Origin of the sequence: Paenibacillus sp. XY044 (assembly GCF_002257645.1) — a bacterium.
Taxonomy (GTDB): domain Bacteria; phylum Bacillota; class Bacilli; order Paenibacillales; family Paenibacillaceae; genus Paenibacillus_AQ.
The window spans coordinates 20,002-35,646 of sequence record NZ_NQMO01000012.1 but is presented as its reverse complement, the minus strand read 5'-3'; the positions used below and the strand labels follow the sequence as shown (position 1 = coordinate 35,646).

The window sequence follows — 15,645 nt, the reverse complement described above, 5'->3', positions numbered from 1 at the left end:
TGTTAAATCCGGTATTGCGGCAGGGGATAGCGACGTGTACAATGTGGTTAGGTATATATCAAATAGAATAGTATGATATATCATACAAACGAGGGGAGAACTTGCTATGACCACTCAGGGAATTCCGAAAGCCTTTATTAAACCGGCAGGTCAAAATCCGGTCATCACCAGCATCTACACGGCGGACCCTTCCGCCCATGTGTGGGAGGACGGAAGAATATACATATACGCCTCCCATGATATCGATCCGCCGCGGGGATGCGATCTGATGGACGCATACCACGTATTTTCCTCGGATGACCTGGTGAATTGGGTCGACGAAGGGGAGATTCTTCATTCGCGGGACGTGGCCTGGGGCCGTCCGGAAGGCGGATTCATGTGGGCTCCTGACTGCGCTTACAAGAACGGCAAGTATTATTTCTATTATCCGCATCCGAGCGGATCGGACTGGAACGATACCTGGAAAATCGGCGTGGCGACCAGCGATAAGCCGGCCAGCGGTTTTGTCGACCAAGGCTATATCGAAGGGCTCGGCGGCTTTGCCATGATCGACCCCTGCGTCTTCGTCGATGACGACGGCAGGGCGTATATGTATTACGGCGGCGGCAGCAAATGCCAGGGCGGGGAACTAAACGATGATATGGTCTCCATCAAAGGATCGATGCAGGACATGATGGGTCTGGAGGATTTTCATGAAGCCGCTTGGGTATTCAAGCGAAACGGGCTGTACTACCTCACCTACGCCGACAATCTGGAGGACAACAACCGGATGAGATACGCGACAAGCCGGCATCCGCTCGGTCCGTGGACATATCAGGGCATTTTCCTGGAACCGACCGGCTGCTCGACGACGCACGGCTCGATTGCGGAGTACAAAGGCCAGTGGTACTTGTTCTATCACAACCAGGACATTTCGGGACACGGGAACCTGCGCAGCGTATGCATCGATAGCCTGCATTTTAACGAAGACGGGACCATTCAAACGGTGGTTCAGACCAAGGGCAGCGTCAAGTCTGTCGGGGAAACGCCGGAAGCCGAAATTTCGGACTCCTATGCAGCCTCTGTGAGCACTACAGGGGGCGGTGCTGAAGTTACGGGCGGTTCCGGGGCAGAGGCGGTCATCCGCGGACTGGACGCCGAGGGGGCTTATTGCGAATTCGACGGCGTCGACGGCGGCAGCGGTGGAAGGGCCGCGCTGTTCATCCATTACGGCACGGATGAGGCACTGGCCAAGCTTAACTTAACGGTCAACGGCCATGATTACACGCTGATCAACGCGCCAGGAACAGGAAGCGGCGAGGAAGCGAAGGGCACCGCGTCTTTCACGGTCCGGCTGCAGCCCGGAATGCAGAATACAATCCGGTTGACGGGCGGGCACGGCCGCATCGCTGTAAGCGGACTGTCGGTCAGCCGATTCCAAGAATAAGAGTCTGGGCTTAGCTTTAAACCAAGCGGCCCCTGTACATCGGTCAAGCTGGCAGCTTAACCGGCGTACAGGGGCCGTTTATAGTTGTACCTAGAAATTAGGAAACCGCACCTCGTGGGAAGCGATCCGTCTTCCATTAATCCGCCGCAGGCCCGGTCGAGGCTCTGGGAACGAGGCTTACGGGGACGGTCGTGATGACGGGGCGACGGTCTCCGTTCAGAATGAGTTCGGCAATCGTTTCGCCGATAACGCCGAAGTTTTGGTCGATGGTGGTGATTTGCGCGCTGCCGGTTACCGCCCATTCGATGTTATCGAAGCCGGTAATGTTCATCTGTTCCGGGACCCGGATCGACAGACCCAGGCAGCACATGTACACGTTAAAGGCGACCTCGTCATTCTCGCACACGATGGCGGTGACGCCCGACCGGAAAAACCCGTTGATGATATGCTTCAGCATATGGTAATCGGGAGTCACATTGAATTTGACGTATTCGGAGACCACCTCGAGCCCATGGTCGTTCATGCATTTCGTAAACCCGCTGAATCGTTCGGACAAGCTGGACATGTCGCGGGGCGAGAAGCGGGAGACGTAGGCGATCCGGCGGTGTCCGTAATCGATCAGATGCCGGGTCAGCTGGTAGCTGCCCCCGAAATTGTCGCAGACCACGCTGCTTAAATAAGGAATATCATGCGGCTTATCCAGGATGATGATCTGCTTGCCCTGCTCCGTAAACTTCCTGAGCAAGTCCAAATGCAGCTCGTTGCCCGCCGGATACAGCACGAGGGTATCCACGTCTTGCGCAAAGAGCCGGAGCAGCAGGCTTCTCATCTTATCCGGGTCAGGCTCGCAAATATGGATCGCCAAATGGACGTTCGCACCGTCCAGCCGCGCGGTAGCCGCCTCGACGATCCGGAAGAAGCCGCCCTGGTTGACGGCGAAAGGCAGGATGACCGGAATGGTCCTGCCCGGAGGCAGCCCGTCCGGAAGGGAAGAGTCGGAGCTTGCCGGCTGGGCGGATAGAGGAATGCGCCGCACAAAGCTTCCCACCCCGCGCTTGCGGTACAGGATGCCGGCTTGCTCCAGATCCTCGATGGCCCGCTTGGAGGTGATGCGGCTGACGCCGTACTGCTCGGACAGGCTTTTCTCCGTACATATCGGCTTATCGTATTCGAACTGATGATTTTCAATTCTGGTAAGGATGTCGTCCTTAATCATTTGATATAACAATTTTGATGGGTCCTTCGGCATTGTTTTTCTCCGATTCTCGTTACGTTCTATGAAATTTGAAAATAAGTCGCATACAGCTTTCATTTAGTATATCAAACTAAGTCAATATTTCAATCCATACGAAATACCTGATACCGTTTCCTGTACTCGCCGGGGGTAAACGAGGTTTGGCGTTTGAACAGACGCGTAAAATAGTTGTTGTCCCGGAACCCGCATTGTTCGCCGACTTTGACCAGGGACAGCTCCGAATGCGCCAGCAGCCGCTTGGCCCGCTCCATCTGCAGATGGTGCCGGTACTTCAGCGGGCTCATCCCCGAATACTGTTTCAGGCAGCGCGCCAAGTAATCGAAATGGTAATGCAGGTCGCGCTCCATGCCGGCGGAGTCGAAGGGGGTCTCGAGGTTGTCCGCCAAATAGGCTGCGACCTGCTCTCCAAGGAAAAACGAGCGGGCATGCGGACTGCCTTTTCTCATGCTTCCCTGTAGCTCTATAAGGAACTTGCCGAATAATATGTGCAGTTCGTAGACCCCGTAGGGCGTAAGCATACTGTGTACTTTCAGCATGTCCTGCAGGATCGGCACCATGGTGCGCAAGTCCACCTCGGCAAATTTGGGGATGTCCACTATGCCCGGATGCGCCTTGGTATCCTGATCCGACCGGTTCAAGAGCGGCTGCTGCCACTGGCTTTTCTCGATCAGAACCGGCTGTTCGGCCACCGGGTATTCGAAATGGATCCAATACACCTCGGTTTCGCGATCGGTCGGACGGTAGCCGCGATGCGTCTTGCCGGGCTCCAGGACGAGCATCATCCCCTCGCGGATATCATACGGAGTTCCGTTCTCTTCCATATATAGCGTGCCTTTGGCGCATACGATCAGGTCAAAGGCTTCGAATTTGCGCTCGGCGTGCACCACGCCCGCCTGCCATACCGTATGGCCGACCGCAGCCAGCAGCGGAAGCGGCGGCACCTTGAGTTCAAGTACGAGCATATCGCTATAGCTCCTTTTCGGTACAAATGAATGTAGAGATTGTACTATAAGAGGTCGCCATTGTCAGCTGTATCAAGGAAGGTAATCCTGTAGAGTGGTAGATATTATATGATTTAAGTCAAGTTAGGGAGGCAGTGAGTTATGGATCAACAGGCACTCATCCAAAGGCAGCAGTGGTTTGTGAATCAGCGGTTAGGGATGTTTATCCATTTCAACAGCGCGACGTTTCAATTTGCCGATTCGGACATCATCGATTGGGAATACGATCACGAGAACGGTGATGAGCCCCGCCGGTTCGTGTTCGATCCGAAGGACTGGAATCCGGAGCAGCTGGACTGCGCGCAGTGGGCAAAAGCCGCCAAATCGGCGGGGATGAGCTTTGCGGCATTGACCGCGAAGCATCATGAAGGCTTCAGTTTGTGGCCGACCGAGCATACGGAGCATTGCGTGCGTAACGCGTCGAACCGGCGGGATGTCGTCAAGGAGTATCTGGACGCGTTCCGGGCGGAAGGGATTGAGGCGGGGCTGTATTTTTCCATGCTGGACCTGCATCACCAAATCGGCCGGAGAAAATGCACGCCGGAGGATAAGCAGTTCATTAAAAACCAGCTCGAGGAGCTGCTGACGAACTACGGCGAGCTTCCATTCCTCATTATTGACGGCTGGAATGCCCATTGGGGCGGCCCTTCGTACGAGAACCTTCCGTTCGAGGAAATCGATGCATGGGTCAAGCAGCTGCAGCCTCAGTGCTTGCTGATGAACATCAGCTGCGAGTCCAACCTGAATCATACGGATGTCGTTTTTTATGAAAATGCCGCAGGGCAGGAAGTGGAAGACGACTTTGAGGGACCGGGGGCCAGCTGCAACGTATTAACGAAAACCTGGTTCTGGAGAACGACGGATACGGCCAGAGAGCTGAAAACGGTGGATTGGGCGCTGGACATGATTCATGACTGCAACCGTCACAACGTGACCTTTCTGTTAAACGGAGCCCCCAATCGGCAAGGATTGCTGGATGCGAACGTTCTGGAACGCTTCCGGGAGATCGGAGAGCGGTACCGGAAACCGGACGAACTGACCGTCATTCCCGAAGGCTGGCTGACCCGGGGATAAGCTGCCCGGCCTAGGGAGCGGTTTAATGGAGAAGCATGGGATGACGTTTGGCGGATGGAGCGTAGCCCAGCACCTTTTTAAATGCGCGGAAAAAAGAAGAATAATCGTGGAAGCCCACGGCGGCGGCCGCCGAATTCGCGGCATGGCCTTGGAGCATCAAATTTTGCGCCATCACCACCCGCTTATGGATCACGTAATTGCCGATGGTCGTGCCTGTAGCTCTGCGGAACATTTTGTTCAAATGATGCTTGCTGATGTAAAAGGCGGCGGACAGATCGTCGAGCGTGATCGATTCGGTAATATGGTCGTTGACGTAAGCGATAATCCGCGGGACCGATGGACCGGAGGATGAGGTGTCCGAGGTGCCTTTCAGCGCATAGCTGTGGATCAAGATTTGCGACAACAGCGCCTCGAGGCGCACCCGGAGCGCAAGATCACGAATGGCGGCATCGGCGTGCCGGGCATCCATCAGCTGCTTGAAGAAGGAAAACATGACGCGGTTTCCGTCGTCCTTGTAATAGATCCCTGCGGGACCATCATCGGGATGGAAGGGAGACAACAATACGGACTGGTTTTCGGGCGGAAGAAATCCGGGCACAAAATGAAGCGATATCCTTTCATAAGGGATGTCGCTTTCGATTTTTACGCCGTGGAACACGTGAGGGGCGATGAGCAGCAGGCTGTGCGGTTCCGGTACGTAGCGCTTGCCCTCGACCAGATAGCTGACTTCTCCGGCGATGAAATAGTACACCTCGTAGTAATTGTGGCAGTGCAGCGCGTATTGATCCGTTCTGCGTTGGTCTGCGGCATGGTGGAGATTCATGGCATCGGTATGGATATTCGCATACAGCATCATTTTGCCTCCTCAAGCGATGTTGGGTTTAGTCTAACGAATGACCGCTACATTTGCAATGTTATGGCCTCGATTTACAATGGCGATTCCGGATGACGGCACTATAATTAAGGGGAATGTACTTTTGGAAATCTTGAAGGAGGGGCCATATTTCATGATTTTAGGCGCACAATTGTATACCGTTCGATCCTTTCTGCAGACCGAAAAGGATATTCGGAGAACATTGCAAAAAATTGCGGCCATGGGCTATACATCGGTCCAGATTTCGGCTATCGGTTCCATCCGTCCCGAGACGCTTCGCGCCATTTGCGACGAGTTGTCGCTCCAAATCGCGCTGACGCATACGAGCCCGGACCGGATTCTGAACGAAACGGATCAAGTTATCGAGGAGCATCATATTCTAGGCTGCGATTACATTGGGATCGGATCGATGCCTGATAAATACCGCGGTCTCGACTGGTACGGATATTTCGCGGAAGACTTCCGGGAAGCGGCCGGGCGCATCGCCAAGGCAGGCAAGCTGTTCATGTACCACAACCATCATTTCGAGTTCGAAAAAATCGGCGGCAAGCGGCTGATCGAGCGGCTGGTGGAGGATTTCGCGCCGGAGGAGATGGGAATAACGCTCGATACCTATTGGGTGCAGGCGGCCGGCGCCGACGTATGCGAATGGATCGGCAAGTTAAAGGACCGCCTTCACTGCGTGCATCTGAAGGACATGGCCGTCCAGGGGACGCAGCAGCTGATGGCCCCCGTCATGGAGGGGAACATGAATTTCCCGGCAATTTTGAAAGCGCTTGAACAGGCAAACACGAAGTATCTGCTGGTCGAGCAGGACGTATGCCAGACGAGTCCGTTCGACTGCCTGCAGACAAGCTACAACAATTTGGCTTCCCTTGGCTATCGCTAAGGAGAATGGAGGGTCTTGATGTCAACATTACGGATCGGCGTCATCGGGATGGGCAATATGGGTTCGGATCATGCCAAAAAATTAATCAAGGGCATCGTGCCGGAGGCGGAGCTGACCGCGGTGTCGGAAATGGATGGCAAGCGGCTGGAGGACACCAAAACTTATTTGCCGGACCATATCGGTTTCTTTGCGACTCCGGACGAGTTGATGGACAGCGGCCTCTGTGACGCGGTAATTATTGCGACGCCGCACTACGACCACCCGAGGCTGGCCATTCTGGCTTTCGCCAAAGGGCTGCACGTATTATGCGAAAAGCCGGCCGGTGTCTACACGAAACAGGTACGGGAAATGAACGAGAAGGCGCGGGAAAGCGGCCGTATCTTCGGCATGATGTTCAATCAGCGGACGAACCCGATGTACCGCAAAATGTATGAACTCGTACACGGCGGCGAGCTTGGGGCGATCAAGCGGGTGAACTGGATCATTACCGACTGGTACCGGTCGCAGGCCTACTATGATTCCGGAAGCTGGCGCGCCACCTGGGCCGGGGAAGGCGGGGGCGTTCTTATCAACCAATGCCCGCACAACATCGATCTCCTCCAATGGATTTGCGGCATGCCGGCCAAAGTCCGTGCCTTCTGCCATGAAGGCAAGTGGCATAACATCGAGGTGGAGGATGATGTGACGGCATACCTCGAATTTCCGAACGGGGCCACGGGCGTATTCGTGACGACGACGGCCGACCTGCCGGGAACCAACCGGCTGGAAATTACGCTGGAGATGGGCAAGCTGGTATGCGAAAACAATACGCTGACGCTGCATAAGCTGAGCCAAAACGAACGCGAATTCTGCTTTGAATCGAAGGACGGCTTCGCCAGGCCTTCCGTGGACGTATCCGTCATCGAAGCCGAAGGGGACAACAGCCAGCATACGGGCGTCATCGCTTCCTTTGCCAAGTCCGTCCTGCACGGCACGCCGCTGATCGCTGATGGCGAGGAGGGCATAAATAGCTTAATGCTGTCGAATGCGATGCACTTATCCAGCTGGATCGGCGAAACCGTGGAGCTTCCGATCGACGAGGAACTGTTTTTGGAGGAGCTGAATAAGCGGATCGCGGCGTCGAAACATAAGGTGACCGAGACGGTTTGATATGGAAGGAAGCTTTGGCTCCTGATTGGGTCGGGGGCGCCTGGGAATAAGGAATACCGATAAGAGGACGTGCACCGAAACAGGGTGCGCGTCTTTTTATGTTGACGGCCGCAAGCCCAGACCGAATCTTATAAACGATTTGTTTATCCAACAAACCGATAGCTTCTGCCTGAATGTGCTCTTGTTATACTGAATTTTATTCCATGCCCCCTGACCTTTGGGAGAGCATTGGCATCTATCAAGGAAAGTGGAGGAGAACGGATGAGAAACGCAAGGATTGCAAGAAAGTATCCCTGGCTGAGACTAAAGGGAGCGTGGTCAGCATTGTTCTGGTCTTATATGGCGATTCTCCTTCTGCTGATCGTCATCGGCAGCTTGCTGTACTGGCGCGCCAACGACGTCGTGGAGCATTCCGTGGAGCAGACCAATTCAGCTATGCTGGGACAGCTTAGGGAACTTGCCGACGGACAATTTCAACTGATGGAGCAGCTCGAGCAGCAGATCGCCAATCATCCGAAGCTGCTCCCGCTGATGGGGAAGACGGCGCCGATGTCCGACCGGGATCAGTACGACATGATCGCCATGGCAGAGGAGCTGCAGCGATACAAACCGCTAACGCCTTTTATATACGATTATTACATTTATTTGCCGAAGTCCGGGACGATGCTGGGGCCGGGCGTCAAGACGACGCCGGACATTCTGTTTAATGAAGTGAACCGTTTTGACGGCATGGACGCCTGGGATTGGATCTCCCGGTTCGACAGCGGTTACCATTACCGCACATTCGTACCCGGCATGCACACAAGCAATGCCCTCGGGGAACGGAACGATATGATTGCTTATATGCAGACGCTGCCTCTTGTCGACCGTTCCAAACGAAAGGCAACGTTATTCATCATGATCAACGACGAGCAGCTCCGCAAAATGCTCAATACGTTGGCACAAGCGGGGAAGGGAGAAATCTATATCATGGACGCCTCCAACCGGATTATTAGCTCCACTAAGTCGGATGAAGGGGAGCTTCCGTTTTCTTATGGCGATATGCACGGAGACGAAGGCAAGCTGAATACCAGCCTGAGCGGACAGAATACGGTGGTTTCGTACGCGACTTCGAGCGTTTACGGATGGAAATACGTTCTGGTCGTACCGCGGGGCGTTTATCTGCAGGAAGTGAACGAAGTCCGGAAATGGGCGCTGTCGTTATTCATACTGGCCGCCTTTACGGGTGCGGTCGTGTCTCTGTACCTGGCATACCGGAACTACCGTCCGATCCGGGCGCTTGTTTCGGCGGCAACCGAAGGAGCCGATGCGCCGCAGAACAAGCAGGGGCCCCTTGAGTATGAGGTCATCCGGACATGGATCCAATCGGCCCGCCTGACGGAAACGGAGCTTCGAACGCGTCTGTCCCAACAGGCGCCGATGATTCGTCTCCACCTCGTGAGCCGCTTGATCAAGGGCTATGCCGATCCGCATGAGCTAAGGCCGGAATCGCTGGAGTTTGTGGGGATCCGCTTCGTATCCGACTGGTTTGCGATCGTGCTGATCGAAGTGGAGAAATGGAGCGATATACCGGCTGATCCAGACGATAAGGAATGGCTGTTTGTTAACTTTGTCATCTCCAACATCGCCTCGGAGCTCGGCAACGAACGCCATGTCGCCTATGCCGCCGAGCTCGATCAAGGCAAACTCGGTCTGCTCGTGAACTTCAACGAAGCCGTAGATGAATGCCGGAGCTCGGAGCTTGCGTCTATTACGGAGCGTCTGGACCAGGTGCTCCGGGAGCGGTTCAGGCTGAAGCTGGTTATGGGGACAAGCCTTGTCGTTGACGGATTGCAGGCCATCGGCGAAGCCTTCCGGGATGCGCTTAAAAAGTTGGATCAAAGCCGCATGCGCAGCGCGGCCGTCGGCACAGCAACACTGCCGGAGCAGCTGGTTGCTTACTACTATCCGCTGGATATCGAACAGCAGCTGACCAATTACGTCAAATCCGGTGAGGAGGACAAAACCGGGCAGCTGTTGGATGCGCTGTTTGCCGATCATGATGACGGCCGTAGAGGCAGTACGCCAACCCGTTTGTATTTGCTCATGCATCTATCATCCACGTTGTTTCGGATTACGCAAAGCATGCCGGGTGCCGACCGGAATCTTGTAAACAGGCTGTTGATCTTACATCCGGATCATGTCCATGACGACCGTGAAATATTTGCGCAGCTGAGGGCGGATTTCCTTGATGTGTGCCGGTTGTGGAAGGAAGGACGAAGCGATTCGGGAAGCCGCATGCTGGACAGAATCCAGCGGATCGTCCATGAGCGGTACGGCCAGAACATGCTCAGCGTCGGCCTGATCGCAAACGAGCTGGGAATTACGCAGCCCTATCTGTCTTCTTTTTTCAAGAAAGCGACGGGACAGACGATTGTAGAGTATATCGCCAGGATCCGCATTGAGGAAGCCAAAAAGCTGCTCTCGAAAGAGGACTTCACCGTGGCACAGGTGGCTCAGGCGGTGGGATATTCGAATGATATCGGATTTATCCGTTTTTTCAAAAAGCATGAAGGGATTACGCCAGGCCAGTACCGCACCAACATACAAACGGAACATTCATCTTAAATTTGGATCATTGCCCGAATCTATCATCCGGGATATGAATCTAACAATCCGGCGGTATCCAGCCGCCCGGGTCTGCGTCTATGCTGGGGAACGAGGCGGAAACCGAATGGCCTGCTGCCTCGATATATACCTGACAAGGGGGTAGTTCCATGATTTACGGTAAAAAGAGCATGACCAAGATCCTGGCTGTACTCACGGCAATGACCGTCGTGTTGTCGGCTTGCTCCGGCGGGGGCAGTCCATCCGGCGGAGGGTCAGCGGCCGCCCCGGAGACGGATACCGGCACGGAAACGCCGGCCGACGGCAAAATCGTCTCCAAGCCGCTGACGCTCACCTACTTTGTAACTATGCAGGGGAATCCGGCGCCAGGCATCAAAACGCTGAACGATATGGCTGCGTATCAGGAAACCGAGAAGAAAACGGGCATCCATATCGAATTTCAGCATCCGACGGCCGGCCAGGAAAAAAACCAGTTCAATCTGCTGATGAGCTCCGGCGATTACCCGGACGTCATCGAATGGGGGTGGAACGATTATCCGGGCGGCGGTGTTGGCGCAATGAACGCGGGCATCATCATTCCGCTTAACGATTACATCGAGAAATATGCGCCGAACCTCTCGAAGCTGCTCAAGGACAATCCAGATATCCGGAAAGAAGTTTCCACGGACGACGGGCGCATCTACGCGTTTCCTTTCTTGAGAAAAGACCCATATCTCCGCACCTACCAGGGCCTGGGGATTCGCAAGGACTGGTTGGACTCGGTCGGACTGACGATGCCGACGACGATCGACGAATGGCACACGGTGTTGAAAGCGTTTAAGGAGAAGGATCCTAATCATAACGGCAAGGCAGACGAAATTCCGCTGCTGATTACTAAGGATACGCTCCTGAATTTCAGCAACGTGTTTCTGAATGCCTGGGGCACGTCGGGGCGTTTCAACCTGAAGGATGGCAAAGTCGTGTTTGGTCCGATTCAACCGGAGTACAAACCATTTCTTCAAACGATGCGCAGCTGGTATCAGGAAGGATTGATCGACCGCGATTACGCGGGTACGGATGCAAAGCAAAAGGACGCTAAATGGACCGGCGGGCTGCTGGGGGCATCCGAACTCGCGGTCGGCGGCGGTATCGGCAAATATACGACGGCCATGTCGGCCAAAGATCCGAAATTCAATCTTGCGGGTGCGCCGTATCCGACTTTGAACAAAGGCGACGAGCCGGTCCTCGGCCAGCGGGAGCCGATTTTCAACAGCGTTGGAGCGGCGATTACGAAGGACAATAAGCATGTTATCGAGACAGTAAAATGGCTGGACTACAAATACGGCGAGGAAGGCTCCATGCTGTTCAACTTCGGCATCGAAGGCAAAAGCTACGTGATGAAAGACGGTTATCCGATTTATACCGATGAAATTATGAAAAACCCGGACGGACTCGCCTTTGCTACAGCACTTGGAAAATACGCTATCCCTTTCGGGGGTCCGTTCGTGCAGGATAAACGTTATCAGGAGCAGAACGCTTCGCTGCCCCAGCAGCAGGAAGCGCTGACTACATGGATGAATGCCAACAATGACGACTGGCTGCCGCCGCTTTCGTTTACGAATGAGGAATCCGCGCGTCTTGCTTCGATCATGACGGACGTGAATACGTACCGGGACGAAATGTTCGACAAGTTCGTCATGGGTGCGGAGCCGGTCGACAACTTCGGCAAATTCGTGAAGACGATTGAAAGCATGGGCATTCAGGAAGCGATTGACATCGAGCAGGCGGCATACGACCGCTATCTGAAGCGTTAAATGGCTTTGGGGCGGGCTTAACGGCAGAACGCCAACCCGGTGATGTCCGGTAAGTCCGCCGATGGCCAAAGGAGGGATAGAAATTGAAAATGCCGCGGGGCTGGTCCCGCCATAAATACATTTATTTGATGCTGGTTCCGGTTGTTGTCTATTATGTCGTGTTTATGTACCTGCCGATGTACGGCCTGCAGATTGCCTTTAAAGATTTTACGCCCGCCAAAGGAATATGGGGCAGCAGCTGGATCGGTTTTGATCATTTTAAGGCATTCTATGAAAGCTATTATTTCTGGAGGCTGCTGCGCAATACGGTGCTGATCAGCGTGTATGAGCTGATTTTCGGGTTTCCGGCTCCGATCCTGCTGGCGCTGCTGCTGAACGAAATCCGGGTGCGCGTCTTCAAAAATGTCGTTCAGTCGATTACGTATTTGCCGCATTTTATTTCAATCGTTGTCATCTCCGGCATGATGATCGACTTTTTATCCGGGGACGGCATCATCAACCAGCTTACCGGCCTGTTTGGCATTCCGTCCGTTTCCTTCCTCATCATGCCGGAATGGTTCCGGAGCATTTACGTCACCTCTGGCATTTGGCAGGGAGTTGGATGGGGCTCCATCATATTTTTGGCGGCGATAGCAGGGATCGACCCAGGCTTGTACGAAGCGGCCAAAATCGACGGGGCGGGCCGCTTCAAACAGATTCTTCACATTACGATTCCGGGGATTATGCCAACGATCATTATTATGCTGATTTTGCGATTTGGCTCTTTGATGTCCGGAGGGAGCATGGAAAAAATTCTCCTGCTGTACAATTCCACGACCTATGAGACGGCGGACGTCATTTCCACCTTCGTATACCGCAGGGGCCTGCTCCAAATGGACTACGGATTCTCCGCGGCCATCGGCCTGTTCAACAATATTCTGAACTTCATCCTGCTCGTGTCGGCCAATGCCGTCAGCCGGAGAATAAACAACACGAGTTTATGGTAATGTTCATGTTCTGGAGGTGCGGCAGTCTTTGAAGTATCGGATTCCTATAGGCGAGCGGCTGTTTGACATGTCGAATGCGCTGCTCATGAGCATTCTGGTCATCGTTACGTTATATCCGTTTTTGTACGTCTTGTTCGCGTCCCTCAGCAATCCGGCCGATTTGATCCAGCATCGGGGTCTGCTGCTCTTTCCGACCGGCTTCAGCCTCGAGTCGTATAAGCTGGTATTCGAAAATCCGATGATATCGATCGGTTACGTGAACACGATTTTGTACGTTATTATCGGGACGGCCTTGAATTTGACGCTGACGAGCTTTGCGGCCTACGCGTTATCGCGCAAGGGTGTCAGGTTCGTCGGACCGATCATGTTCGGCATCGTATTTACGATGTTTTTCTCGGGAGGCCTGATTCCGACCTATCTCAATATGAAAAACCTTGGTCTCCTGGATACGAGGTGGGCGATGATTCTGCCGTCCGCGATCAGCACATGGAATTTGCTGGTCATGCGGACCGCTTTTGCCGAAATCCCGGTTGCGCTGGAGGAATCGGCCCGCATCGACGGGGCCAATGATTTCCGGATTCTGTTCCGGATTTTCATTCCCGTCTCGCTGCCCATGATGGCCGTTATGACGCTATTTTACGGGGTAGCCCACTGGAACTCGTATATGGACGCCCTGATTTATTTGCGGGACCGGAATTTGTATCCGCTTCAGCTTGTGCTGCAAGAAATATTGATCACGAACAGCACCGACTCGATGATGTCGACGGTGGCCGACGTGGATAAAGGCCTCGTTCAGGAAACGATCAAATACGCAACCATCATCGTGGCCACCGTACCGATCATGCTCTTGTATCCATTCCTCCAGCGGTATTTTGTAAAAGGCGTCATGCTCGGTTCCATTAAGGAGTGATGGGACGGGTTGCATGCTGATTCATCCGCCACAGTTAAAAGAGCGGACGCCTGCGTCAGCTCTTTTAGCTTGTAAACGGGGTGATATGAAATTGTTCAAGATATGCCTGAATACTACCGGGATCTTGATGCGGATCAGCCAATGCGATGTACCCATCCGGTCTGACCAGAAATGCCGAATCGGGATGCATGCCGGCTTCTTTCATGGAGGGCGTCCAGCCCATTTCATGCAAGGGAATGCCTGTCGTTTCGCTTAGCCGGCGCAAACTTTGCGATGCCTGGCCATACACATGAAGCTGCCAATCGACGGATTGCAGCGGAGCGAAGTTGTCCCCGCGAGCGGTCTGAATCCAGGGCAGGCGGTCGCCGCCGTGAATGGAACCGGAAGCACCGCTGCTCAGTATGCTGTCCCGGTAACGGATTTGCGTTTGCGACAGCCGTTGAAAGGCCATTTTTCGTAACTTAGGGACGTCGAGCAGTAGAGGAACGATATAGGGAATAACCGTTTCCGTGACCAGGGATGTCAGTATGCCGCCACCCACAATCGATTGGAACAGCCGATCGGTCGTTGCGACGAGTGATCGGGCAAATGCAATCCGTTCCGACTCGTAGGAATCGAGAATGCCGGTGTCCGCTTTGTCCCGAAGTACCGCGGCAAGCTTCCAGCCCAGATTCATAGCATCTCCAATGCCGGTATTCATGCCTTGTCCTCCGACCGGGCTGTGCACATGGGCCGCGTCCCCGGCGATAAAGACCCGTCCCTTGCGGAAATGCTCGCTTACCCGGTGGTGGCTTTTATAAGTCGAATACCAGTTCACCTGGCTGATACGCACTCCCGTATTTGTTTCTACATAAGGAATCAGAGGCTCCAGATCCGCGGGAACTCCCTGTTTCAGGATCTTGGGCGGAATCAGCCCGATGAGCCGGACCTGTCCGCTTGTGCAGATCGGGAAGACCAGACAGAATCCTTCTTCAAAAAAGTTCATTGCCACGTGCGACACGGGCTCTATGCTTCCCACATCGGCCACGAAAAACATCTGCTCATACGTTCCTCCGGGAAACTCCAGTCCCATCTCCTTGCGGACCGTACTATGCGCGCCATCGCATCCGCACACATAGGCATACGACTGCTCCTGCGTGGTCCCCTGCCGGGTCGTGAGGGCGTGCACCACCTCAGCCCCTTCCTGGAGGGAAACAAGCTCGGTATTCCATTCCACTTGGATTCCTTTGGAGCGAAGCTTCTCGATGAGGAGTGCTTCATGCTCGTCTTGGGGCAGGCTGAGCACATAGGGATAAGGACTAATTTTCTCCCCCAAATCACCAAAGTTGATTTTTCCTTTCAGCTTTCCATTCTTCATAATATGGGCGGTATGCATCGGGATGCCGCGCTGCACAAATAGATCCGCAATGCCGAACTGCCGGTAGAACTCCAGGGTTCTGGCATGAACCACCATCGCTCTTGAGGCTGCTCCGGGTCCGGCTTGTTGATCGATGATCCGAAAGGGGATTCCCTGTTTCTCCAGGGCCAGGGCCAAAACGAGGCCGGTCGGACCGGCGCCGACAATCAATACTTGAGGTGTCATGATCGCTGCCTCCTTTTTTGGAGCTTATGTGTACATTATAGTTTTTACCCTTCGAAACGCCATCAACAAAAGGGCTGGTCGTGATCAGTAAGCGGCACA

The 15,645-nt window shown here is 54.1% G+C and carries 12 protein-coding genes; 8 read left to right on the top strand and 4 right to left on the bottom strand.

Going from position 1 to position 15,645, the window contains the following annotated elements; translation table 11 throughout:
• Nucleotides 1-106: 106 nt before the first annotated feature.
• Complete coding sequence (locus tag CJP46_RS31670) at nt 107-1,426, top strand: family 43 glycosylhydrolase (RefSeq protein WP_094599623.1); 1,320 nt, start codon at nt 107-109, stop codon at nt 1,424-1,426.
• 136 nt (nt 1,427-1,562) lie between these two features.
• Here the strand turns inward: CJP46_RS31670 and CJP46_RS31665 are convergent, their stop codons facing one another.
• Together CJP46_RS31665 and CJP46_RS31660 are read right to left on the bottom strand one after the other, a co-directional pair.
• Nucleotides 1,563-2,675, bottom strand: a complete 1,113-nt coding sequence (locus CJP46_RS31665) for a substrate-binding domain-containing protein (protein WP_218831073.1) — start codon at nt 2,673-2,675, stop codon at nt 1,563-1,565.
• 89 nt (nt 2,676-2,764) lie between these two features.
• A complete protein-coding gene (locus CJP46_RS31660; protein ID WP_094599621.1) occupies nt 2,765-3,643 on the bottom strand; it encodes an AraC family transcriptional regulator in 879 nt (292 codons plus the stop codon).
• Nucleotides 3,644-3,784: 141 nt separating this feature from the next.
• Here CJP46_RS31660 and CJP46_RS31655 point away from each other — a divergent pair, with 141 nt between their 5' ends.
• Nucleotides 3,785-4,756 carry an alpha-L-fucosidase gene (locus CJP46_RS31655; RefSeq protein ID WP_094599620.1) on the top strand — a complete coding sequence of 324 codons (972 nt, stop codon included), beginning with the start codon at nt 3,785-3,787 and terminating at the stop codon, nt 4,754-4,756.
• 22 nt (nt 4,757-4,778) lie between these two features.
• On the opposite strand, the gene CJP46_RS31650 is transcribed toward CJP46_RS31655, so the two are convergent.
• Entirely contained in the window at nt 4,779-5,612 is an 834-nt protein-coding gene (locus tag CJP46_RS31650) for an AraC family transcriptional regulator (RefSeq protein ID WP_094599619.1), read from the bottom strand.
• A 151-nt stretch (nt 5,613-5,763) separates the two neighbouring features.
• Between CJP46_RS31650 and CJP46_RS31645 the strand changes: the two genes are divergently transcribed.
• From CJP46_RS31645 to CJP46_RS31620, 6 genes are all read left to right on the top strand, one after another.
• Complete coding sequence (locus CJP46_RS31645) at nt 5,764-6,519, top strand: sugar phosphate isomerase/epimerase family protein (protein ID WP_094599618.1); 756 nt, start codon at nt 5,764-5,766, stop codon at nt 6,517-6,519.
• 18 nt (nt 6,520-6,537) lie between these two features.
• Nucleotides 6,538-7,668, top strand: coding sequence for a Gfo/Idh/MocA family protein (locus CJP46_RS31640; protein ID WP_143813064.1), 1,131 nt, complete (start codon nt 6,538-6,540; stop codon nt 7,666-7,668).
• Between the two features lie 261 nt (nt 7,669-7,929).
• A complete protein-coding gene (locus CJP46_RS31635) occupies nt 7,930-10,275 on the top strand; it encodes a helix-turn-helix domain-containing protein (protein WP_094599617.1) in 2,346 nt (781 codons plus the stop codon).
• Between the two features lie 149 nt (nt 10,276-10,424).
• Nucleotides 10,425-12,068, top strand: coding sequence for an extracellular solute-binding protein (locus CJP46_RS31630; RefSeq protein WP_094599616.1), 1,644 nt, complete (start codon nt 10,425-10,427; stop codon nt 12,066-12,068).
• Nucleotides 12,069-12,157: 89 nt separating this feature from the next.
• The gene (locus CJP46_RS31625; RefSeq protein ID WP_094599730.1) at nt 12,158-13,054 is read left to right on the top strand and encodes an ABC transporter permease; all 897 of its coding nucleotides are present in this window, start codon (nt 12,158-12,160) and stop codon (nt 13,052-13,054) included.
• Between the two features lie 67 nt (nt 13,055-13,121).
• Nucleotides 13,122-13,964 (top strand): carbohydrate ABC transporter permease, encoded by an 843-nt coding sequence (locus tag CJP46_RS31620; protein ID WP_094599729.1) that lies wholly within the window; start codon nt 13,122-13,124, stop codon nt 13,962-13,964.
• A gap of 64 nt (nt 13,965-14,028) precedes the next feature.
• Here CJP46_RS31620 and CJP46_RS31615 read toward each other — a convergent pair whose 3' ends face one another.
• Entirely contained in the window at nt 14,029-15,546 is a 1,518-nt protein-coding gene (locus CJP46_RS31615; RefSeq protein ID WP_094599615.1) for an FAD-dependent monooxygenase, read from the bottom strand.
• Nucleotides 15,547-15,645 lie beyond the last annotated feature (99 nt).

What these genes read in the sequence shown, in the direction of transcription:
- CJP46_RS31625 (WP_094599730.1), top strand. Translation starts at nt 12,158, where the DNA reads ATGCCGCGGGGCTGGTCCCGCCATAAATACATTTATTTGATGCTGGTT.
- CJP46_RS31660 (WP_094599621.1), bottom strand. Translation starts at nt 3,643, where the DNA reads ATGCTCGTACTTGAACTCAAGGTGCCGCCGCTTCCGCTGCTGGCTGCG.
- CJP46_RS31665 (WP_218831073.1), bottom strand. Translation starts at nt 2,675, where the DNA reads ATGCCGAAGGACCCATCAAAATTGTTATATCAAATGATTAAGGACGAC.
- CJP46_RS31655 (WP_094599620.1), top strand. Translation starts at nt 3,785, where the DNA reads ATGGATCAACAGGCACTCATCCAAAGGCAGCAGTGGTTTGTGAATCAG.
- CJP46_RS31620 (WP_094599729.1), top strand. Translation starts at nt 13,122, where the DNA reads ATGTCGAATGCGCTGCTCATGAGCATTCTGGTCATCGTTACGTTATAT.
- CJP46_RS31615 (WP_094599615.1), bottom strand. Translation starts at nt 15,546, where the DNA reads ATGACACCTCAAGTATTGATTGTCGGCGCCGGTCCGACCGGCCTCGTT.
- CJP46_RS31630 (WP_094599616.1), top strand. Translation starts at nt 10,425, where the DNA reads ATGATTTACGGTAAAAAGAGCATGACCAAGATCCTGGCTGTACTCACG.
- CJP46_RS31650 (WP_094599619.1), bottom strand. Translation starts at nt 5,612, where the DNA reads ATGATGCTGTATGCGAATATCCATACCGATGCCATGAATCTCCACCAT.
- CJP46_RS31635 (WP_094599617.1), top strand. Translation starts at nt 7,930, where the DNA reads ATGAGAAACGCAAGGATTGCAAGAAAGTATCCCTGGCTGAGACTAAAG.
- CJP46_RS31670 (WP_094599623.1), top strand. Translation starts at nt 107, where the DNA reads ATGACCACTCAGGGAATTCCGAAAGCCTTTATTAAACCGGCAGGTCAA.
- CJP46_RS31640 (WP_143813064.1), top strand. Translation starts at nt 6,538, where the DNA reads ATGTCAACATTACGGATCGGCGTCATCGGGATGGGCAATATGGGTTCG.
- CJP46_RS31645 (WP_094599618.1), top strand. Translation starts at nt 5,764, where the DNA reads ATGATTTTAGGCGCACAATTGTATACCGTTCGATCCTTTCTGCAGACC.